Origin of the sequence: Polynucleobacter sp. UB-Piko-W3, from assembly GCF_018881635.1 — a bacterium.
Taxonomy (GTDB): domain Bacteria; phylum Pseudomonadota; class Gammaproteobacteria; order Burkholderiales; family Burkholderiaceae; genus Polynucleobacter.
In genome coordinates this window covers 342,682-362,659 of record NZ_JACVPY010000002.1, presented here as the reverse complement: position 1 = coordinate 362,659, position 19,978 = coordinate 342,682, and the positions used below count along the sequence as shown (strand labels likewise).

16 protein-coding genes are annotated in these 19,978 nt (G+C 46.5%); 3 read left to right on the top strand and 13 right to left on the bottom strand.

All coding sequences use genetic code 11. The features are described 5' to 3' along the window. Nucleotides 1–12: 12 nt before the first annotated feature. The 5 genes from ICN31_RS02125 to ICN31_RS02105 form a co-directional block, all read right to left on the bottom strand. Nucleotides 13–1,020 (bottom strand): chlorophyllide a reductase iron protein subunit X, encoded by a 1,008-nt coding sequence (locus tag ICN31_RS02125; RefSeq protein ID WP_088524707.1) that lies wholly within the window; start codon nucleotides 1,018–1,020, stop codon nucleotides 13–15. Further along, nucleotides 1,017–1,964 carry a chlorophyll synthesis pathway protein BchC gene (bchC, locus tag ICN31_RS02120; RefSeq protein ID WP_216258137.1) on the bottom strand — a complete coding sequence of 316 codons (948 nt, stop codon included), beginning with the start codon at nucleotides 1,962–1,964 and terminating at the stop codon, nucleotides 1,017–1,019. Before bchC ends, ICN31_RS02125 begins: the two co-directional genes overlap by 4 nt. A gap of 152 nt (nucleotides 1,965–2,116) precedes the next feature. Then, nucleotides 2,117–3,244: a methyltransferase gene (locus ICN31_RS02115; protein WP_216258134.1), complete on the bottom strand. Its 1,128-nt coding sequence runs from the start codon at nucleotides 3,242–3,244 to the stop codon at nucleotides 2,117–2,119. Nucleotides 3,245–3,283: 39 nt separating this feature from the next. After that, nucleotides 3,284–4,186: a polyprenyl synthetase family protein gene (locus ICN31_RS02110; protein ID WP_255530878.1), complete on the bottom strand. Its 903-nt coding sequence runs from the start codon at nucleotides 4,184–4,186 to the stop codon at nucleotides 3,284–3,286. A 66-nt stretch (nucleotides 4,187–4,252) separates the two neighbouring features. Beyond that, entirely contained in the window at nucleotides 4,253–8,071 is a 3,819-nt protein-coding gene (locus ICN31_RS02105; RefSeq protein ID WP_216258129.1) for a magnesium chelatase subunit H, read from the bottom strand. A gap of 260 nt (nucleotides 8,072–8,331) precedes the next feature. On the opposite strand from ICN31_RS02105, the gene bchI reads away from it, so the two are divergent. Next, nucleotides 8,332–9,378: a magnesium chelatase ATPase subunit I gene (bchI, locus tag ICN31_RS02100; protein WP_216258128.1), complete on the top strand. Its 1,047-nt coding sequence runs from the start codon at nucleotides 8,332–8,334 to the stop codon at nucleotides 9,376–9,378. A gap of 36 nt (nucleotides 9,379–9,414) precedes the next feature. Then, the gene (locus ICN31_RS02095; RefSeq protein WP_216258126.1) at nucleotides 9,415–11,319 is read left to right on the top strand and encodes a magnesium chelatase subunit D; all 1,905 of its coding nucleotides are present in this window, start codon (nucleotides 9,415–9,417) and stop codon (nucleotides 11,317–11,319) included. A gap of 12 nt (nucleotides 11,320–11,331) precedes the next feature. Here ICN31_RS02095 and bchO read toward each other — a convergent pair whose 3' ends face one another. Both bchO and ICN31_RS02085 read right to left on the bottom strand, forming a co-directional pair. After that, complete coding sequence (gene bchO, locus ICN31_RS02090) at nucleotides 11,332–12,186, bottom strand: alpha/beta fold hydrolase BchO (protein WP_216258124.1); 855 nt, start codon at nucleotides 12,184–12,186, stop codon at nucleotides 11,332–11,334. A 3-nt stretch (nucleotides 12,187–12,189) separates the two neighbouring features. Next, nucleotides 12,190–13,116, bottom strand: coding sequence for an alpha/beta fold hydrolase (locus tag ICN31_RS02085; protein WP_216258123.1), 927 nt, complete (start codon nucleotides 13,114–13,116; stop codon nucleotides 12,190–12,192). A gap of 74 nt (nucleotides 13,117–13,190) precedes the next feature. Between ICN31_RS02085 and ICN31_RS02080 the strand changes: the two genes are divergently transcribed. After that, entirely contained in the window at nucleotides 13,191–14,174 is a 984-nt protein-coding gene (locus ICN31_RS02080; RefSeq protein WP_088524699.1) for a protochlorophyllide reductase, read from the top strand. 9 nt (nucleotides 14,175–14,183) lie between these two features. On the opposite strand, the gene bchL is transcribed toward ICN31_RS02080, so the two are convergent. The 6 genes from bchL to ICN31_RS02050 form a co-directional block, all read right to left on the bottom strand. Next, nucleotides 14,184–15,068 carry a ferredoxin:protochlorophyllide reductase (ATP-dependent) iron-sulfur ATP-binding protein gene (gene bchL, locus ICN31_RS02075; protein ID WP_370624320.1) on the bottom strand — a complete coding sequence of 295 codons (885 nt, stop codon included), beginning with the start codon at nucleotides 15,066–15,068 and terminating at the stop codon, nucleotides 14,184–14,186. Between the two features lie 60 nt (nucleotides 15,069–15,128). Further along, complete coding sequence (gene bchB, locus ICN31_RS02070; protein WP_088524697.1) at nucleotides 15,129–16,721, bottom strand: ferredoxin:protochlorophyllide reductase (ATP-dependent) subunit B; 1,593 nt, start codon at nucleotides 16,719–16,721, stop codon at nucleotides 15,129–15,131. Continuing rightward, nucleotides 16,718–18,025: a ferredoxin:protochlorophyllide reductase (ATP-dependent) subunit N gene (locus tag ICN31_RS02065; RefSeq protein WP_088524696.1), complete on the bottom strand. Its 1,308-nt coding sequence runs from the start codon at nucleotides 18,023–18,025 to the stop codon at nucleotides 16,718–16,720. Before ICN31_RS02065 ends, bchB begins: the two co-directional genes overlap by 4 nt. Before the next feature lie 285 nt (nucleotides 18,026–18,310). Next, on the bottom strand, nucleotides 18,311–18,514 hold the full coding sequence (locus ICN31_RS02060; RefSeq protein ID WP_088524695.1) for a hypothetical protein: 204 nt from the start codon (nucleotides 18,512–18,514) through the stop codon (nucleotides 18,311–18,313). A gap of 146 nt (nucleotides 18,515–18,660) precedes the next feature. Beyond that, a complete protein-coding gene (locus ICN31_RS02055) occupies nucleotides 18,661–19,635 on the bottom strand; it encodes an NAD(P)-dependent oxidoreductase (protein WP_216258120.1) in 975 nt (324 codons plus the stop codon). A 29-nt stretch (nucleotides 19,636–19,664) separates the two neighbouring features. Then, on the bottom strand, nucleotides 19,665–19,964 hold the full coding sequence (locus tag ICN31_RS02050; RefSeq protein ID WP_216258117.1) for a hypothetical protein: 300 nt from the start codon (nucleotides 19,962–19,964) through the stop codon (nucleotides 19,665–19,667). Nucleotides 19,965–19,978 lie beyond the last annotated feature (14 nt).

The following is a 19,978-nucleotide window of genomic DNA, read 5'->3' as shown; positions in this document are numbered from 1 at the left end:
CTCTCTATCTCTTTAGGCTTGGTCGTAAATAACTTCAAGTGTTTTCTTAATGACTTCGTCTTTGCCCATCATGTCTTTCACAGTCGCTGGCTTCAAAACAATATCGCGACCAGTGACTTCTGAAGAGAACAAGCCCAACAACTCGTCTTGACTTAATGGTTTAGGGCGCACTGGGGGAGCTTCTGAAACATTGGTAGCAAGCTCTTCGAATAGTGGGGCCCACTGCGTGCCAGGCTGACCAATAATTTCATAGCTAGCACTCTTGCGACGGATATCTTCGTTCGCAGGAATGGCAGCCAATACTGGAATGCCGGCCTTTTCAGCAAAAGCCTGTGCTTCACCAGTGAGGTCATCTTTATTAATCACCATACCGGCTACACCCACGTTGCCGCCTAATTTACGGAAGTACTCTACGGCTGAGCAAACGTTGTTCGCAACGTAAAGAGATTGCAAATCATTACTGGCAACTACGATGACCTTTTGGCACATATCACGTGCGATTGGCAAACCAAAGCCACCGCAAACTACGTCACCCAAGAAATCGAGGAGAACATAGTCAAAGCCCCAATCATGGAAGCCCAGTTTTTCTAAAGTTTCAAAGCCGTGAATAATGCCGCGACCACCACAACCTCTTCCCACTTCTGGGCCGCCGAGCTCCATCGCAAATACGCCATCACGAATAAAGCAAACGTCGCCAATGGATACGGATTCACCAGCTAATTTTTTCTTCGATGAAGTTTCAATAATGGTTGGGCAAGCCTTGCCACCAAACAGGAGTGAAGTGGTATCGCTTTTAGGATCGCAACCGATCAACAATACTTTCTTACCTTGTTGAGCCATCATGTACGACAGATTGGCAAGCGTAAAGCTCTTACCAATTCCGCCCTTGCCATAAATAGCAATGATTTGGGTTTCTTTGGTCACTGGACCTGTAGAGACTGGATCAGGTTCGATAGCAGCTTCTTTTTTGAGGTCCATGAACTGAATTGTTGCTGTTGCTGGGATGCTTGATGAACTCATTGTAGATTTCTCCAATCTAGAACCATTTTTAAACAATCGATATTGTTGAAAGCCGTGTGATAGGCCTCATTTGCATCATTAGGTGAAGAGCGATGCGTAATCAAGCCATCTAAACTTAACTTACCCGACTCCACCAAATCTTTAATTGCCACTAAATCTCCAGGTGCCCACTGTGCTGCGATACGAATACGTGCTTCCCGCATAAATGCTTGTGGGAATGAAAAAGAAATCGTGTCATAAAAACCTGCCAAAACAATTTCGCCGCCAGGACTAAGGCAGCTGATCAATGTATCTACTAATTTGGCATCGCCACTCACGTCCACAATCGTTTTGTACTTCTTAATCTGATCATCTTTAGGATCTATGGCGTCATAACCTACCGCACCCTCTCGGCGGCCTGCATTGGTCTCCCAAACTACGGGGCGCTTACCTTTGGCAACAGCGATACGTGCAATCAAGCGACCTAATACGCCATGTCCAATAATTAAGTCGGGTTGTTCCTGTCCAGGACCAGAGGTGACGTGATATCCAGTTGCAGCTAAAGCAAAGAGAATGGCTTCTTCACCCAAATGATCTTGAATAGCAACCACGCGATTACTATCCACAATCACTCGTGAGGCTGCACCACCAAACAAACCTTTAATCTCACCGTAGCATTTCGCTCCGGGAACAAATACTCTTTGACCTACTTTGAGTGTGGAGTCTGAACCGACTTTCACTACTCTGCCTACAGATTCGTAACCAGGAACAAGTGGATAGCCCATGCCAGGAAAGTTGGGCATTTTGCCGGTCCACAATAATTTTTCTGTGCCAGTACTAATGCCACTCCACTCCATATCAACCAAGATATCGATCGGGGTCATGGGTGTTAGTTCCAGATCAGCAAGAATGACGCTTTCTGGCTTTTCCAGAACAATTGCCCTTGTTTGATACTTGTCAGCCATGTCTGTTTAAGTGCTCTATTTCTCGTCAAAAGTGTAAAAAAATGTTTACACAATAGTTTTTAATCCTTAATTGCCCACTTGTCATCTAGGGGTTTTCTCTACTAAATAATGTCTATTTTGGAGTCTAAATAGAGTGACTTCTGAGCAAGGCTTTATGCCATAGGAGTGCTAGGCTTATTGCACCGCAATATTTGTGCATTTAGGGGCATAAAAGAATTTAATAGTCTGATATCTGTAAACCCTGCTTGACGTAATAAACCACTGATTTCTGCTTCAGTTCGCGGCCTTCCCCTGCCCATTGCCAGCAAATAAAAACCAAAATAGGCATGACCCATCGCCTCAAAGCCTTTGGTCTCCGCCATAGGTTCTGCCAGCAATAAAGTGCCGCCTGGATTGAGGGCGTCAAACACATTGGCAAGCAATTGTTTTACACGGGCATCATCATGGTCAAAAATCACCCGTACAAGGGTCGCTAGGTCACACCCCTTAGGCAGCGAATCTTGAAAAAAGTTTCCGCCAATCGCTTGAGCCCGCTGTGAGAGTCCAATTTCCCTAAAGTGGGCATTGGAGAGCTCTGCCACTCCAGGAATATCAAATAATTTGAACTCTAAATGCGGATAGCGCGCAGCCAATCTTTTAACAAAGGCACCCTGACCACCACCGATATCGAGAACCATGTGATGCTTGTCCATGGGATAGGCATCCATAATCTCGTCTGTGACCAAGGATTGGGTATGCGCCATCAATTTGGAGTAGTCGGCAACCTTTTCAGCAGATAGGTTTTCTGGAGCAGCGCCCTGCTCTGGAGTGATATACTGCCAGTACTCATTCAAAGCCGCAGAGCTTGTATCGCCTTGCAATAAAGCGATTGGATCGGAGAGGTCGCGATAAAAATCGGCATGATGCTTGACCATATCCAAAATAGCGACATTGCCCACCAAAGGCGCGCCCATCATGCTCAAGGCATAACGGTCTTCACTACGCTTAACTAATAACTTGATCGCCACTGCGGCATCTAATAAACGCCTTAAGCCAGCTGGCTTTAATGGAATTTGTTTTTGCAGATCATCAAAGCTCAGAGCCCCCTTGGCCAAAATATCAAAGAGATTGACTTGGGTAGAGGCAAGTAGAACTTGGGTGTACACAAACCCTGCCATCAAATCAAAGATATCGGATGCTTGCTTTCTGACTAACCAACGGGTGAGCGGAAAACGAGTTGCCCAGCGCTGAAAGCTAGGTGAGGCAATTAAACGATTTCGCCAATCGAAGAAGCTTTCCATGAATGGCAATTGAGAACTTAGACAGCAGCGGTGTCAAAATTAAGAATGACTGGTTTGACGAAACAAAATTTTTCTTTTCGCATCCTTAAACCAATCTGAGGGCACAAGACGCTCAGACTCTTGAGTAACAAGAGCGCGCAACATTTTCTCGCCTTTGCAATGGGGTATCGAAGCAATCGATTTTTGCACTAACTCATCAAAACGCTGCACCGCTCCACTCAAACCCAAATCCCTTGCAGAGCTAGGCCGATCATGAGCGATATCCTGACCTGCAGGCTTACCTAATTCAGCTTGATCAGCAACGACATCACGAATATCGTCTGCTACTTGATAAGCTTCACCCAGCCATTCACCCAGAGGTCTCCAAGTTGCTGCATCAGCGCCTGCAGCTTGAGCTCCGGCAGCAGTAGCCGCCTCAAACAATGAACCCGTTTTGGCGCGTTGATAATCTCTCAACACAACTTTTGATTCGCACTCCCAGGCCTGACCAGCCACAATGCCATGGGGCGAGCCAACGCTCGTCGCAATGGTGTTCATGAGAGGGCCTAAACGGAAGATAGAACGTGTACCAGAATTAGCTAAGACCTGAAAAGCTAAAACAATCAAAGCATCGCCTGCTAGCACTGCAATGCGCTCACCATAGGCTGCATGCACTGAGGGCCTGCCACGTCTGAGCTCAGCATTATCAAAACAAGGTAAGTCATCATGCACTAAGGAAGCGCAGTGCAAAATCTCAATCGCACTCGCTGCCGCATTTGATAGTGCAGGATCATCATCACCGCAAGCTGCAGCAACCGCTAAACATAATTGCGGACGAATCCTAGCGCCGCCAGGAAACACTGAGTAGTGCATCGCTTCTTGTAAGAGCTGTGGCCCTTGTTTTGAGTGCGCCAAAATCATGGCTTTTTCAAGGCTTTGATTGATTCGGTCTAAGGTGCTCATAGTCATTTTGTGTTGTTTTGTGTTGAAGTGATGTGTTTAAGAAAAAGGTCTAGCTTCTGAAATAAATTAGGCTGCTAAAGAGTTGTTGTCATAGATACCTTCTAAGCGATCCTCTAGCTCATCATTAGCTTCTTGCATTGCCTTGAGCATTTCTGGTTCAGGCTGCCAATAATTTCTTTGCGAGGCTTCGGTGAGGCGATTTGCTAAACGGGCAGCAGCGGTCGGATTGAGCTTAGCTAAACGCTCACGCATTTCTGGGTTGAGCATGAAAGTTTCAGTCAGCTGCTTGTAGACCCAAGGCTGAACTTGGCCAGTTGTCGCAGACCATCCCATGGTATTGGTGATGTGCACTTCAATTTGCCGAACGCCTTCGTAACCACTCTCTAACATGCCTTCATACCATTTTGGATTGAGCATGCGAGTGCGTGTTTCTAGGGAGACTTGCTCTGAGAGTGTTCTGACAGCGCCCTCACCTTTGGTTTGATCACCAATAAAGACGGGCACATCTACTCCACCCTTAGCGCGCTTCACAGCTCTGGTAATTCCGCCTAAGGTATCGAAATAGTTATCGATCGTTGTAACACCCAACTCCATCGAATCTAGATTTTGATAAGTCATTTGCACATCAGATAAAACGCTCTTCAGTAAAGCATTGTTCTGAATCGGTATGCCAGAGCGTCCAAAAGCAAATCCTTTTCTGCGTGTGTAGGTTTCTGCTAACTCGTCCTCTTCTTCCCACACACTGTTCTCAACCATATTGCTCACGTTAGAACCATAGGCGCCATCAGCGTTTCCATAAACACGTAATGACGCAGTCTCTAAATCACAGCCATGTTCTTTTTGATAAGCCAAGGCATGCTTACGAATAAAGTTTTGCTCAAGCGGCTCATCTTCTGCAGAGGCCGCCATAAATGCGGCTTCAGCTAGTAACTTAATTTGCAATGGCAAGAGGTCACGGAAGATGCCTGACAAGGTGATCACGACGTCAACTCGGGGGCGCCCTAATTCACTTAAAGGGATGAGTTGCGCACCAGCCAATCGACCATAACTATCAAAGCGGGGCTTAGCACCCATCAATGCGAGCGCTTGACCAATTTGGCCACCTTCCGATTTCAAGTTATCACTTCCCCATAAAACCATCGCAATGGATTCTGGAAGCGAATTGCTATCTTCTTGGTATTTATCCAGAATGCGCTGAGCTTGCTTAGCGCCATCTTTGACAGCAAAGACGCTTGGAATTCTAAAAGGATCAAAGCCATGCAAGTTACGACCCGTTGGCAATACTTCAGGATTGCGCATCACATCACCACCAGCTGCTGGGCGAATAAAGCGCCCGTCTAATGCATCTAACATGCCAGTAACTTCAGTCTCTGCAGACATCAGCTCATTGGATTTGACCATCTTGCCAAATAGCTCTTCTAATATCTCGCGGGTACCAAGCTCTAGTAACTCTGGATGGGAATCAATCACCTTGCCAAAATCCTCGCCATTCATCAGCGCCTCTACTACAGCATCTCCTACTGGATGATCCAAAGCGACATCGGCCATGGCTTTTAGCAAGCCGAAGCGCTCTGCAAGAGGAGGAACTGCGCCAACCACATGCAAGCCATGCGGTATTAAGGTGTACTCCAACTCGAGCAACTCATTAAAGAGATTGCTCACGATATTTTGTAAACCATTCAGATCCGTCTTATCCCATACAGGGTCTGCTTTGCAAAGATCAATCTCTGCTGCTTGCGCCTGAATCAGATCTCCTAAATCAATCCGCTCCTGATCTGCATCCTTGTCCAAAGATCTAAAGCGCTCAATCGAGGCTTTTAAATCGGCAAGGCCGGCATATAAACCGGCTTGCGTTACTGGAGGAGTTAAATAACTAATCAGAGTTGCACCAGAGCGACGTTTTGCAATCGCGCCCTCAGAAGGATTATTCGATGCGTACAAATAAATATTCGGCAGATCATTAATTAGGCGATCAGGCCAACATGCTCCACTCATACCCGTTTGTTTGCCTGGCATGAACTCCAGGGCACCATGCGTACCAAAGTGGATTACGGCTGTAGCAGCAAAGTCTTCACGCAAGTAACGGTAGTAAGCAGAAAATGCATGGGTTGGTGCAAAGCCACGTTCAAACAGCAAGCGCATTGGGTCACCTTCATAGCCAAAAGAAGGCTGAACTGAAATCAGCACATTACCAAACTGCTTACCAAGAACAAAGATGGAGCTACCGTTTGAGAGTTGTTTGCCTGGAGCTGGGCCCCACTGCGCTTCAATCTCTTTTAACCAGCGCTCACGACGCACATGGTCATCCACCGGAATTAAGGTATGCACGTTGGCATCTGCGCCATATTGCTGAGCATTACCTTTCAGAATCGAATCACGCAACTCATCAACCGATTCTGGAACCTCGACGGTATAACCGCGCTCTTTCATGCCAATCAACAAGTTTTGTACTGATTGGAATACGCTCAAGTAAGCTGCACTACCAATATTGCCGGCATTTGGTGGGAAGTTAAACAAGACGATGCCTACCTTACGCTCTGCGCGCTCTGAACGACGCAGGTCAACCAATTTACCAACGCGTGCAGCCAACATTCCTACGCGCTCGGTACAGGTGAACATGTCTTGTGGGTTATGGTCATCCGTAAATGAGCATTGCTTATGGCAACCATTGCAGGTAGTACCGGATGCGCCAGGGCGTCCGCCATAAACCATTGGAATCGTAGAGCCATCTAACTCAGGTATCGCCACCATGATGGTGCTCTCTACTGGGAGTAAGCCGCGCTCGGAGCCTCCCCACTGCTCTAGATTCTGAAACTCAACAGGGTGAGCAGCGATGTAAGGAATATCTAATTTAGCCAATACTTCTTCAGCAGCATGTGCATCGTTGTAAGCAGGTCCGCCTACCAAAGAGAAGCCTGTTAAAGAAATCATGGCATCGATGGTTGGCTTGCCGTCTTGAGTAAAGTAATCATCAATTGCAGGACGGGCATCTAGGCCAGCAGAAAATGCGGGGACTACTTGTAGGCCTTGTGCCTCTAATGCGGCGATGACCGGATCATAGTGGCCACTGTTACCAGAGACTAGATATGAGCGCAGTACTAAGAGCCCTACTCGGCCACGGGCTTTGGCATCTGGCACTACTTTTGGTAAATCACTTAAATTGCTACTCAAGCGATTTTTCATGCGGGGGTGATATACACCAGAGTCTGGATACTCGACTGGATCAAGCGCCTTGGCATTCTTACGCAAAGACTCGCGCGAGCCCGAGGCATAGCGATTAATCAGGTTGGCCATCATGTTGTACATGTTCTCTTGAGAGCCACCCAACCAATACTGCAAGGATAAGAAATAAGCCCTGAGATCCTGAGCAGTACCTGGCACAAAGCGCAACATCTGCGGAATCACGCGCAGCATCTTCATTTGCTTAGCGCCTGCGGTCGAGCTCTTGCTTTTACCGTCTTTATCTTTAGCGCTTGGGCGTAATTTTTTCAGCATGGCCATCAAACCACTGGCCGGCTTACTCATATCTAACTTACCAATTTTGGTCAGCTTGGTAACGTCTCCTGCAGACATAGCGCAAACCATGGCATCACAATGATCTCGCCTTGCTTTGAGATCATCCAAGATGGGTAAATAGTGATCCTCAAGAAACAACATTGTGGCAATCACAATGTCAGCACTAGCAATATCCTGTTTGCATTGTTGTAAATGGGTGGGATTGCCAGAAAATTCACTAGCCGAGTGAATACTCAGTGTTGCCCCTGGAATTGACTTCTTCAGGTCCTGATAAGCGCGATTCGCAGCGCTATTCAGGTGGGTATCCATCGTCACTAGCACTAGCTTGATTGGCTCATGCAAGTTGGAGGATTTTGTTTTGGTCAACATTGATTAGTTTTGATTAAAAAGTGTGAAGTTCTCTAAATTTACTGTTCGCTCTTTTTGATCCTTTTGTCTGAGATTGATTCTTAAAGAATCCTACAATAGTGTCAACTAAAATTGACATCTATTTCCCTTCAAAGCTATCATTTATAGGGTAAATCCCAATAAAAAATGAATGCCAGTATATTTAGATCGTTGTCTTCTAATCCAGCGTTTTGTTGCTCTGCAATAAGTTAGTTTCAGTACAAAAATTTCAAGGAATCTTAATGGCGCGTAATTACCCTTTCTCAGCAATCGTTGGGCAGGAGGATATGAAGTTAGCAATCTTGATTGCAGCTCTCGATTCCAGCGTGGGTGGAGTGTTAGTGATGGGAGATCGCGGGACAGGAAAATCTACCGCTGTTCGTGCCCTTGCAGCATTACTCCCCGAGATGAGCGCAGTTCAACATTGTGTTTATGCTTGCGATCCAAATGCCCCAGCAGGAACCTGCCCTATTTGCGATGAACTGCGCACAAATCTCAAGCCTGGTGGAAAGCTCAAAACCGTTAAGAAACCAGTGCCCGTAGTTGACCTACCCTTAGGCGCTACTGAAGATCGCGTGATTGGTGCGTTGGATATTGAAAAAGCACTGAGCTCTGGAGAGAAAGCTTACGAGCCTGGTTTGCTTGCTAAAGCCCATCGCGGCTTTTTGTATATCGATGAGGTCAATCTTTTAGAAGATCACTTGGTGGACTTATTAATTGACGTTGCTGCTTCTGGAGCAAACGTGGTTGAAAGAGAAGGTTTGAGTATTCGTCATCCAGCCAAATTTGTCTTGGTAGGCAGCGGCAACCCTGAAGAAGGTGAGCTGCGCCCTCAACTACTCGATCGCTTTGGTCTCGCAGTTGAAGTGAAGACCCCACAAGAACCCAAAGCCCGTGTAGAAATTATTAAGCGACGTGATGAATTTGAGCGCAATCAAGCCAAGTTCATGCAGACTTGGGAAAAAGAAGACGACATCATTCGAGCACAGATCCAGGCTGGCAAAAAGAAATTGCCAAACGTCAAAGTAGACGATGCCATGCTCGAAAAGGTTACTCAGCTTTGCAGCTACTTAGGCACCGATGGCCTTCGCGGCGAACTCACTCTTCTTCGAGCAATGCGTGCCTATGCAGCTTTGTGTGGAAAAAATCAGGTGACGATTGAGCATCTGAAAAAGATTGCAGTACCCGCTCTTCAGCATCGACTCAGGCGTAATCCACTAGATGACTCTAGTTCTGGCGTCAGAGTCAAAAGAGCCTTAGAAGAGTTGTTTCCAGAAAAAACGAAGTAAGTTTAATCAGCAAGCTCAACAAACACATACTGTCTTTTGGAAAATCCAGAACAAACGCAAGAGATCAGTAAGAGCGCCAAACTCGAAACTTGGTTGCGCGCGCTTCAGGTCGCTCAGCTCTTAGTCATTAACCCCCATGGTTTAGGTGGCGTCATCCTGCGAGCACGCTCTGGCCCAGTGCGGGATCGCTGGTTAGCTTATCTCAATACCATCGCTCAATTAGGCGGCATGCGCCTACCCCTGCGCAAGATGCCGCTGGGCATCTCTGATGAAAACCTGATTGGTGGAATCGATCTGGATCAAACCTTACGCACTGGCAAAGCTATTCTCAGACAAGGCTTACTGGCTCAATGCGATCAGCAGCTATTACTCATGCCAATGGCAGAGAGAGTGGAAGTAGGCGCTGTAGCAAAAGTAGTGAGCGCTTTAGATAATGGATTTATTGCAATTGAGCGTGATGGTCAAAGTCGCAGAATTGAAAGTCACTTTGGTGTTGTGGCTCTCGATGAGGGCATTGAAGATGATGAACAGCCGAATGAAAAAATCCGGCAAAGAGTAGCCTTTCTATTAAATCTCGATATCCTCGGCTGGAGAGATTTACCAGAAACCGATGATGACTTTGTGCCAGATAGCCAATCACTTCAAGATGCGCGCGAGAACTTCTCAAACGTTACTGTCAGTGAAGATAGTCTGGATGCTTTGGTGGGTGTTGCCGAGCAGCTAGGGGTGATATCAATACGGGCTCTGAATTTAGCAATCAATACCGCAAAGTGTTTGGCTGCTTTTGACAAAGAAGATGAAGTCAGTAGCATGCACTTGCAACGCGCGATTGCCTTAGTTCTATCCCCACGCGCTACGCGCATGCCACAAAGCGCTCCTCCAGAAGAGGAAGAGCTTCCATCTGAATCAGACGAGCAGCCTGAGAATGAGCAAGAGCCTGTAGATCAAGAACCTCCGCCAGAAACTTCGCCAGAAGATCAGAAGCAGGAAGAAGAACAAGAGCAAGAGGATCAGGAAGCCGAAAGCAATGCAGAAACTCCGCAAGCTTTAGAAGATGAAATTCTAGAAGCAGCTCAAGCAGCAATCCCTGCAGATCTCTTGGCCCGCTTGGCAGATTTAGCGGATCTGAAATCACCCAAAGGTATGGGCGGTAAAACGGGTGCTGTCAAGGTAGGCCGTATGCGTGGTCGCCCACTGGGTAATATGCCGGGCATGCCTGAAGGCGGTAAGACGCTGAGCATCATTGACACCTTACGAGCAGCCGTTCCCTGGCAAAGGGTTCGTCGCGCAGAAATGCTGGCTGCTGGCAAAACTATTCCTCTTGGAAAAATCATGATCCGTAAAGAAGATTTTCGGATTAAGCGCTATCAAGAACGCACTCAAACTTTAACGATGTTTATCGTCGATGCTTCTGGCTCTTCTGCAATGCATCGCTTGGCAGAAGCTAAGGGTGCTGTAGAACTCTTATTGGCTGAATGCTATATCCGGCGAGATCAAGTAGCAGTGATGTCATTTAGAGGCAGTGCTGCCGAACTCATCCTAGCCCCTACCCGCTCTTTAGTAAAAGCCAAGCGCGCTTTAAGTGGGCTGCCTGGTGGCGGTGGCACTCCCTTGTCTCGCGCGATTGATGAGTCTTTTGAAGTAGCAAACGCATCGATGAGAAAAGGACTAACCCCTGCTTTGGTTTTCTTAACCGATGGTAGGGCCAATATTGCTAAAGATGGCTCTCCTGGCAGACCCAAAGCCATGGAAGACGCACAGCAGTCAGCACGAGCCGCTTCTTATTACTCATTTAAGTCTTTGTGGATTGATACTTCACCGCAAGCCAGAGATGAAGGCAAAGCCATGGCAGCGCTACTAGGTTCAATGTACTTACCTTTACCCAACGCAGGAGCCAATGAAGTTTCTCAAGCCATCATGCAAGGACTTAAAAAGGCTTAGTTGCTGGGTGCTCTACTCTGCTAGTCCTGTAAGAATGAGTTGCGCTACCTTGGCAGGCTCTAACTCATGCATGATGTGACCGCCCTCCCACTTGAGAACCTGAGCAGCAGGGAAATGTTCTTGAATAATTTTCTCTAAAGGCTTGGCTGGTATCCACGCATCCTGATTACCTAATACGCAAATCAATTTACCGCGATACAAATTGGCTTCTGCTAATACTTTATGAATATCTGCCGCTGCCATAAAGTTCATGGAACCCCGTACATGGTCTGGGCGCTCAAAAAGCGTGCGGTAATACACTCTGCGAGCCTCGGGCAAAATGGTATTGGTGGAGTCTAGTAACTTATCTACCATTCCAAGGCTCGGTGATAGTGAAGCGAGCAAGCTAGAGAGGGTTGAAGATCTGGTAATCGGGCCTAAGAGCGGTCCAAAGAAACTGGTGTAGACCGGCGGTGGCGGTATAAAAGATGGGTTCAATGCAATCACGAGCTTAGGCTGCTTTGCTGACGCTACTGCAAACCGAATCGCTAAGGGTGCTCCAGCAGAATGCCCTACTACGATCGATGGTGCCTCAATTCCTAATTGGTCGATGAGTAGTTGCAATGAACGGGCGATTTCATCGAGCTTAAGATCTTCTAGATTTGCGCCCAAGGTAAAGGCATGGCCAGGTAAATCGGGTACTAGTACTTGCGCATGGCCTGCTAATAAAGGAATCAGATCAGACCAAGAATGGGTTGAGCTACCCGTGCCATGCAGTAGCAATACAACTGGGCCTTTACCGGTGAGCTGCACATGCCAATCGATATTGCCCACAGAGACAATACTGCTGTGTTCTCGATTAGGCCAATCTAAGGGGATTCGTTTCATTGCTTATAAAAACTCTTTAAGTGCGGCAAGACCAATGGAAGGCTGCTCTTCTTGCGGTAAGTGACCAATATTCGGTAAGGATACTCTTTTAGCATTGGGCATGACCTTCAAGTAATCATTCGAATTGCTAATTGGAATGAAGGCATCTTTTTCACCCCAGATTAATAAGGTGGGAACTTGAATGCTCGCTAAGGATGGCACCGGGTCTTGTAAAACCGTTTGCTGCATGCGAGCCAAGATGGCGCCTCGCACTCCAGGGGCCAACATCAGATCATAGTAACGATTGACTAGGGCATCACTTAAGGTCTTTGGATTAGCGTAAGCGGGCTCTAGGTTCATTGCTAAAAATGCTTTAGAAAAGAAATACCGATAGAGATCGGCAATGGCTGGAACGTCTGGTTTTTTACCGTACTCTATTCCAGGACTTGCATATCCATCTGGGGATATCAGTACCAACTTCGCAACTTGATTGGGATAATGGGCTGCAAATTGCCAAGCAAACTTGCCACCCATGGAATTACCTACCAATACCACCTTTGGAATGTTGAGCTCTTTCAGAAAAGCTTCTAAGACTTCCACACTTCTCTGATCGGTATAGATACCGCTTGGGTCTTCTCCAGTCAAACCAAATCCTGGTAGATCAACAGAAATCACTCGGTAGTCTTCACTTAAAGCTTGTGCCCAGGTCTCCCATGTTTGTAGGCTCGCACCAAAGCCATGCAAAAACACAATAGGGATTGCGTTTTTAGAAGGGCCAGTATCTTGGTAATGGAGATTGACACCCAATGCGCTGACATAAGCATTTCTAGGTGAGCCATAGATTTTCTCAAGCTCTGCTTTAGACTTATCTGGCGTCCATAAGTAGAGAGCGGCCAGTAATATCAAGCTGATGAGTGCAAGAGCAATGATCTTGAGCGCTTTGAGGAACATCGAGTTCTAGCCTTAAAATGACAACAATGAATCTTTACCTGAATCTTGACCAACACTAAGACTGTAATAGAAAAATGACCTCCACTACCAATCAACCACTTGCCATTATTACTGGATCTTCCTCTGGTGTTGGTTTATATGCCGCAAAAGCCCTACTCGCTAGAAAGTGGCGTCTCATTCTAGCGGTTCGCGATCCCCAGAAAATGGAACTGGCTGCCAAGGCGCATCAATTTGATTCTAGCCAATATGAAATCTGGCAATTAGACCTCGGTAATCTAGATAGCGTGCGAGCATTTGTGAAGCGCTTTAATGACAGCGGTCAAAAGCTCAATGCCCTGCTCTGTAATGCAGCTACTTACCTGCCGCTCTTAAAAGAACCTGCACGTTCGCCTCAAGGATTTGAGATCAGCGTTGCTACCAATTATTTTGGGCACTATGTTCTGAGCAGAATGTTGCTAGAAAATCTAATCCAAACTGCTAAAGCACATGAGCATGCGCGCCTCATTACCTTGGGTACTGTGACTGCAAACTCAGAAGAGTTTGGTGGCAAGGTGCCCATTCCTGCTCCTGCAGATATTGGTGCGCTAGAAGGTTTGATGGCTGGCTTTAAAGCCCCGATTGCGATGATCAACGGTAAACCCTTTAAACCAGGCAAAGCCTACAAGGACAGTAAGTTATGCAATATGGTCATGAATCGCGAGCTCCAAAAAAGATATCACGCCAGTACTGGGGTGATCTTTAATACTTTGTATCCTGGATGCGTAGCTGAGACAGCGCTCTTTAGAGATACGCCGCCACTCTTTCAGAAAATCTTCCCTTGGTTTCAGAAGAACATTACTAAAGGGTATGTGAGCCAAGAGCTTGCAGGTGATCGGGTCGCTCAAGTCGTGGCAGACCCGCACTTTACCCAATCAGGTGTTCACTGGAGTTGGGGCAATCGCAATTCAGCCATTAGAGAGCCTTTCGCTCAAGAGCTTTCCATGAAAGCCAAGAGCGAGAAGCTGAGCAAAGACCTCTGGGAAATTACTGCCAAGCTCGTTGGCATGCCCACTGACTAAGCTGGCTGTTTAATCAAAGCCTAGCAAATCAAATATATCCCGATCTTTCATTGGGATCGATGGCAATGGATCTGCTCCGAGCCATAGCGCCGCAGCCAAACGCATGTACTCTTGCTGGACTAATTCAAGCTCAGGAGAGTATTCCATCTCAAATAAGGTGGACTTTTTCAGACGGCTACGACGAATCACATCTAAGTCTGGGAAATGAGCCATCGTCTTTAATCCGACTTGTTCGTTGAACTTATCGATTTGATCCGTATCTTTACTGCGATTGGCAATCACACCGCCTAATCGCACGTTATAGTTTTTCGCTTTTGCGCCAATGGCCTGAATAATGCGATTCATCGCAAAAATAGAATCAAAGTCATTCGCCGTCACAATTAATGCACGATCAGCATGCTGAAGTGGCGCAGCAAAGCCACCACATACCACGTCGCCCAAGACGTCAAAGATCACAACATCGGTATCGTCTAGTAAATGATGCTCTTTTAAGAGTTTGACAGTTTGTCCAACAACATAGCCACCACATCCGGTTCCGGCTGGTGGGCCGCCCGCTTCAACACACATCACACCGTTATAGCCTTCATAAACGAAGTCTTCAATGCGCAACTCTTCAGAATGAAAGTCCACTTTCTCAAGCACATCAATGACGGTGGGCATGAGTTTTTTCGTGAGCGTAAATGTCGAGTCGTGCTTTGGATCGCAGCCAATTTGGATGACCCGCTTACCTAGCTTAGAAAAAGCAACTGACAAGTTAGATGAGGTGGTGCTCTTACCAATTCCGCCTTTACCGTAAATTGCAAAGACCTTGGCTTTACCAATTTTCAAATTCGGATCAAGCTGAACCTGCAGACTGCCCTCACCATCCGGTGGTGCGCTACGAGCATCTGAGATTGGTATGTTGATTGCTTTCATTTTGAATTGCCTTTGCTATTTTTGACCTAAGGTCATGATTTAACTTTTAAAGTGCGCCTTTGCATCATACAAAGTTTCTAAGGTAATACTTAAAAGGCCCTGCTCTACTGCATATTTCTCGGTATTTCGCCTGGCTTTGCCTCTGACAAAGAAGGGAATCTTATTGAGCTCTTTCTCTGCATCTGTTTCCCAGGCAAGGGTTTTATTACCTAAATTGAGATTAGGAGCGGTAATTTGCTCTGCTCCCGCTCCTGCTCCTCCTGTTTCTGCCTTCATCGGGGCTGAGCTATGACCCAGGTGCGATGGCATTGCGCCCTCATGAAACTCAAAGTCCCCTCTGAACATACCAATTAAATGTTCCTCTAGGCCCATCATCAATGGATGGACCCAAGAGTCAAATAAAACACAGGCACCTTCAAATCCCATTTGTGGGGAATAGCGCGCTGGAAAATCTTGCACGTGCACTGGTGAAGAAATCACTGCACAGGGAATCTGTAGGCGCTTAGCAATATGGCGCTCCATTTGCGTACCCAAAATTAACTCCGGTTGCAGTTCTGTGATCTTGGCCTCAACTTCTAAATAGTCATCCGTGATCATGGCTTCAAGACCTAACTCGGCAGCAGCTTCACGCACTTCACGAGCCAATTCACGGCTATAGGTTCCTAGGCCAACGACTTTGAAACCCATTTCATGGGCTGCCACTTTGGCGGCAGCAATCGCATGGGTGGCATCACCAAAAATAAAGACTCTTTTATTAGTGAGGTAAGTAGAGTCCACAGATAAAGCGTACCAACGCGCTTTTGAGGATTGACTGAACTTTTGCACATCACATTCAATGCCAGCTAGTTGGCAAACTTCAGTAATAAAAGCTTGCGTGCCTTTAAATCCAATCGGGATTGATTTGGTAGAGGGCTGACCAAAACTTCTCGTCATCCAAGTGGCTGCCGTATTGGCAGTCTCAGGATATAAATTGACATTAAAGTCTGCTTCATACAAACGGGCAATATCGGCTGGATTGGCGCCTAGCGGTGCAACCACATTGACTTCAATTCCTAGCTCGCGCAACAAGCGGGAGATTTCTTGAACATCATCACGATGACGAAAGCCTAAAGCGGTAGGTCCCAAAATATTGCAACTAGGCTTGGCGCCTGCTGCTCGGGCTGCGCGCTGCTGACCTGGAGGTAAAACATGATCTTGGCCTAATAGGCGAACCATCTGATAAAACGTTTCTGCTGCGCCCCAATTTTCTTTCTTTTGATATGCAGGCAATTCCAGCGGCAAGATGGGTACCGGTAAATCGAGAGCAGCCGCTAAGCCACCCGGATCATCTTGAATGAGTTCTGCAGTACAAGAAGCGCCCACCATTAATAAGTCCGGCTGAAAACGGGCATAGGCTGTTCTAGCAGCATCTTTAAATAATTCTGCAGTATCACTTCCTAAATCGCGCGCCTGAAAAGTCGTATAAGTCACCGGCGGTCTTTTTTTCATCCGCTCAATCATGGTGAACAGGAGGTCAGCGTACGTATCCCCTTGCGGTGCATGTAAGACGTAATGCACTTTATCCATTGCGGTAGCAATGCGCATAGCACCAACGTGAGGTGGCCCTTCATAAGTCCAGAGGGTTAATTTCATGCCGCCTCCACCATCATGAGCTTGTTCTTTCTGGTCAGAGGACGTGCAAACAACTCTGCTAAATCAGCTGCTTGGTTAAATCCTTGAATCGGCGTGAAGACGAGCTCAATGGACCACTTGGTTGTAAAGCCCTCTGCTTCTAATGGATTGGCTAGGCCCAGGCCACAGACCACCATATCGGGTTGCTGTTCACGACAACGATCTAATTGGTTCTCGACGTTTTGGCCTTCAGCCAATTGTGTCTTGGGATCTAACATCGCTAATTCTTCTGCCATGTGCTGACGATGTAAGTAAGGAACCCCTACTTCCATCAGATTCATACCGAGCTCTCTATTTAAATAGCGCGCTAAAGGAATTTCTAATTGAGAGTCTGGGAAGAAGAAAATAGATTTGCCTTTGAGGATTTCACGATGAGGCTCAAGTGACTTCTTAGCGCGCTCGCGTTGTGGGGCAATCACTTTTTCAAAGGTATCGGCAGAAACGCCTAATTCTTTAGCGGCAGCTAGGAACCATTTTTCTGTACCTTCAACTCCTAATGGGAAAGGTGCTGCAATTCTCTGCGCCCCCAGATTTTCTAAGAATCTGGCGGTATCTGTCAGAAATGGTTGAGCGAGTAAATATTTCGTCTTGGGGCCAACCACAATTTTTTGCGTAGATTCTCTAGGCGGGAAAAAAGCAAAGGACTTCAGACCCAGGTCTTTAAAGATTCGGCTAAATTGATCTTCGACTACATCGGCCAAACAACCCACCACTAATAAATCGAGCTCATCCGCTTGATTTGATTCGGTTGATTTAGGCAGATCTTGCACTAGCGCAGCTAAGCAGGCATCTTCACCTTGAGTAAAGGTCGTTTCAATGCCGCTGCCAGAGTAATTGAGAATGCGCACTTTAGGTGCAAAGGTTTTACCTAGGCGCTGCGCTGCTCTAGATAAATCTAACTTAATCACTTCCGAAGGACAGGAGCCTACTAAAAATAGGAGTTTGATATCAGGACGGCGATCGAGTAACTGTTTGACGACTTTATCGAGTTCATCATTCGCATCTGCCAGACCGGCTAAATCGCGATCATCAATAATGGCAGTGGCAAAACGGGGCTCTGCAAAAATCATCACGCCTGCTGCAGACTGAATCAAATGAGCGCAGGTGCGAGAACCGACTACTAGAAAAAAGGCATCTTGAATTTTGCGATGCAACCAGATGATTCCAGTCAGACCACAGAAAACCTCTCGTTGACCACGCTCTTTTAAGGGCTGGAAATTGATGGGCTGGGAATCTAGCACGACTTCTTGGGATACAGAATTCAATTCTTACCTCAGACTTTGCTATAAGAAATGAATAGAAAATGAAATTGGTTTGTCTTCAAACCAATTTCAAAAAGGGGGTCAAGCCAAAAATGAGTCATACCGTAAAACGTTGATCTATAGATGCCTAAGTAAAAGCCTCTTGAGGGGTTTTAGATATAAGTGTTTACACCGATTAAATGGGGTTTAATGGGGTCCTGAGCTATTGGCTGGGCTATTTTGGACCCAAAGAAAAAGCCCCAAATACTGCAATATTGTGGGGCTTTTTATGGGTTCAGAATTGGCCTTTTAACGCTGGGACTTGAGCAGCGCCTTGAAGGTCAGGACACTTAAAGCAATTCCGATTCCAAATGACACTAACAGCATGGCAAACTTAGATTGGGTCTGGCCTGAAGGGAAGATCAGATAAAAAGCAACGGTAATGCTAATCACCATGCCGCAAAATCCAGCTATTTTAGAAATCTGGTCTCTTACATCATGAAATTTCATCATGCTTTGTATCCTTTCAAGGTTTTATCTTTTGCGCACTAGATCTTCATCAGACCCTCAGTGCATCACCAATGCATCAGTACTTATTTACTATGAAAACTTTAAACCGCGCCATTCTGAGAGTCAAGATATCTAGGGTAAACCCTTGATTAAATATGATTTTTCTCTATTTCCAGCATGCCCTCTTCCATCCCACAGAGCGGCTGATAAGCCAGTTGCTCTTGGGCTTTGGTAATCGAGACAGAAAACGGGTGCGCCATTAAGTGCACCATCTCCCGAATTAAAGGGGGCTCTCCACGCAGCGGCAAGTAGTTCCAACCATTTTCCGTAAAGCGCGCCAATGGCCAGGCTAAGAAACGGGGGATAGATAAAGTCGGCACTTTGTAATGGCCTGCCAAAAGTCTTCTACTCATCCATTGCCGAAATGGAACTGGGGACCCATCGCTAATAAAAAAGCTTTCTCGGTTTGCTTTAGATAGCAAGGCTTTTTGAACTGCCACGCACAGGTTGTCAATGTTACAAGTTGAAAAGAGATAGTTGCCCTGATCAAACCAACCAAATTGATTGAGGTTGGCAGCCTTACCTAAGATGCGATCAATCAGATCACCTTTACCCCAAATTGATGCTGGCCGAAGACTGATGACTCGAAAAGACTCATCTCCAGCCGCCAGAACATACTGCTCTGCCAAGGACTTGCTATGGCTATAGGGGAATTTTTCTAGAGATGGCAAAGCGCGCAATTCACAAACATCTAGATTGGCAATGGATGGATCTTTAGCAACCGATGCATCACTCATATATATGAACTGCAAAACTCCAGCCTGCTTGGCAGCCTTCAAAATATGTTGAGTCATGAGCACATTGGTCTCATGTAATTCTTTTTCGCAATTCCACAACCTCATCTCTGCAGCGCAATGAATCACACTATCCATACCCTGCAGTCGCTTGGCTAAACTGTGGACATCATTTAAGTCGCCCAACCAAACTTCCAGATTGTGTTGAGATTGGATATTGAGCACCTGTGGTGAGCGATAGTGCGCAACGATCTCATGGCCTGCTGCTTCTAAAGACTGGGCCAAATGACTTCCCACAAAACCGCTGGCACCGGTCAAGAAGATTTTCATGGGGTGCTCATTTGCTTTTCATTGACTACTCATTTACTAAACCGCTGGCCAAAATACATAGCAGAGCGTCCATAATAATAGGCGGTAGCTAGCAATACTTTTGGCGAGAGGCAAATAATTGTTAGTGCAAGCAGAATGAGGAAAGACCAATGCTGTGTTGAGCCCAAACCGGCCATGATGATGAGCCCTAGAAAAATGATCTTGCGTGCTTGACCGCGAGGCAGCCAGGGGCTTCTTTTATGTAGGGGGTCTTTATTCGTTGCGGAACTCTCGCCTGCCATCTTGCTGATATCTCTAAAAATCCAAAGCCAATCTAAGTGAACTATCATAGATAATTATTAGG

What these genes read in the sequence shown, in the direction of transcription:
- ICN31_RS02125 (WP_088524707.1), bottom strand. Translation starts at nt 1,020, where the DNA reads ATGAGTTCATCAAGCATCCCAGCAACAGCAACAATTCAGTTCATGGAC.
- bchC (WP_216258137.1), bottom strand. Translation starts at nt 1,964, where the DNA reads ATGGCTGACAAGTATCAAACAAGGGCAATTGTTCTGGAAAAGCCAGAA.
- ICN31_RS02115 (WP_216258134.1), bottom strand. Translation starts at nt 3,244, where the DNA reads ATGGAAAGCTTCTTCGATTGGCGAAATCGTTTAATTGCCTCACCTAGC.
- ICN31_RS02110 (WP_255530878.1), bottom strand. Translation starts at nt 4,186, where the DNA reads ATGAGCACCTTAGACCGAATCAATCAAAGCCTTGAAAAAGCCATGATT.
- ICN31_RS02105 (WP_216258129.1), bottom strand. Translation starts at nt 8,071, where the DNA reads ATGTTGACCAAAACAAAATCCTCCAACTTGCATGAGCCAATCAAGCTA.
- bchI (WP_216258128.1), top strand. Translation starts at nt 8,332, where the DNA reads ATGGCGCGTAATTACCCTTTCTCAGCAATCGTTGGGCAGGAGGATATG.
- bchO (WP_216258124.1), bottom strand. Translation starts at nt 12,186, where the DNA reads ATGAAACGAATCCCCTTAGATTGGCCTAATCGAGAACACAGCAGTATT.
- ICN31_RS02085 (WP_216258123.1), bottom strand. Translation starts at nt 13,116, where the DNA reads ATGTTCCTCAAAGCGCTCAAGATCATTGCTCTTGCACTCATCAGCTTG.
- ICN31_RS02080 (WP_088524699.1), top strand. Translation starts at nt 13,191, where the DNA reads ATGACCTCCACTACCAATCAACCACTTGCCATTATTACTGGATCTTCC.
- bchB (WP_088524697.1), bottom strand. Translation starts at nt 16,721, where the DNA reads ATGAAATTAACCCTCTGGACTTATGAAGGGCCACCTCACGTTGGTGCT.
- ICN31_RS02060 (WP_088524695.1), bottom strand. Translation starts at nt 18,514, where the DNA reads ATGATGAAATTTCATGATGTAAGAGACCAGATTTCTAAAATAGCTGGA.
- ICN31_RS02055 (WP_216258120.1), bottom strand. Translation starts at nt 19,635, where the DNA reads ATGAAAATCTTCTTGACCGGTGCCAGCGGTTTTGTGGGAAGTCATTTG.
- ICN31_RS02050 (WP_216258117.1), bottom strand. Translation starts at nt 19,964, where the DNA reads ATGATAGTTCACTTAGATTGGCTTTGGATTTTTAGAGATATCAGCAAG.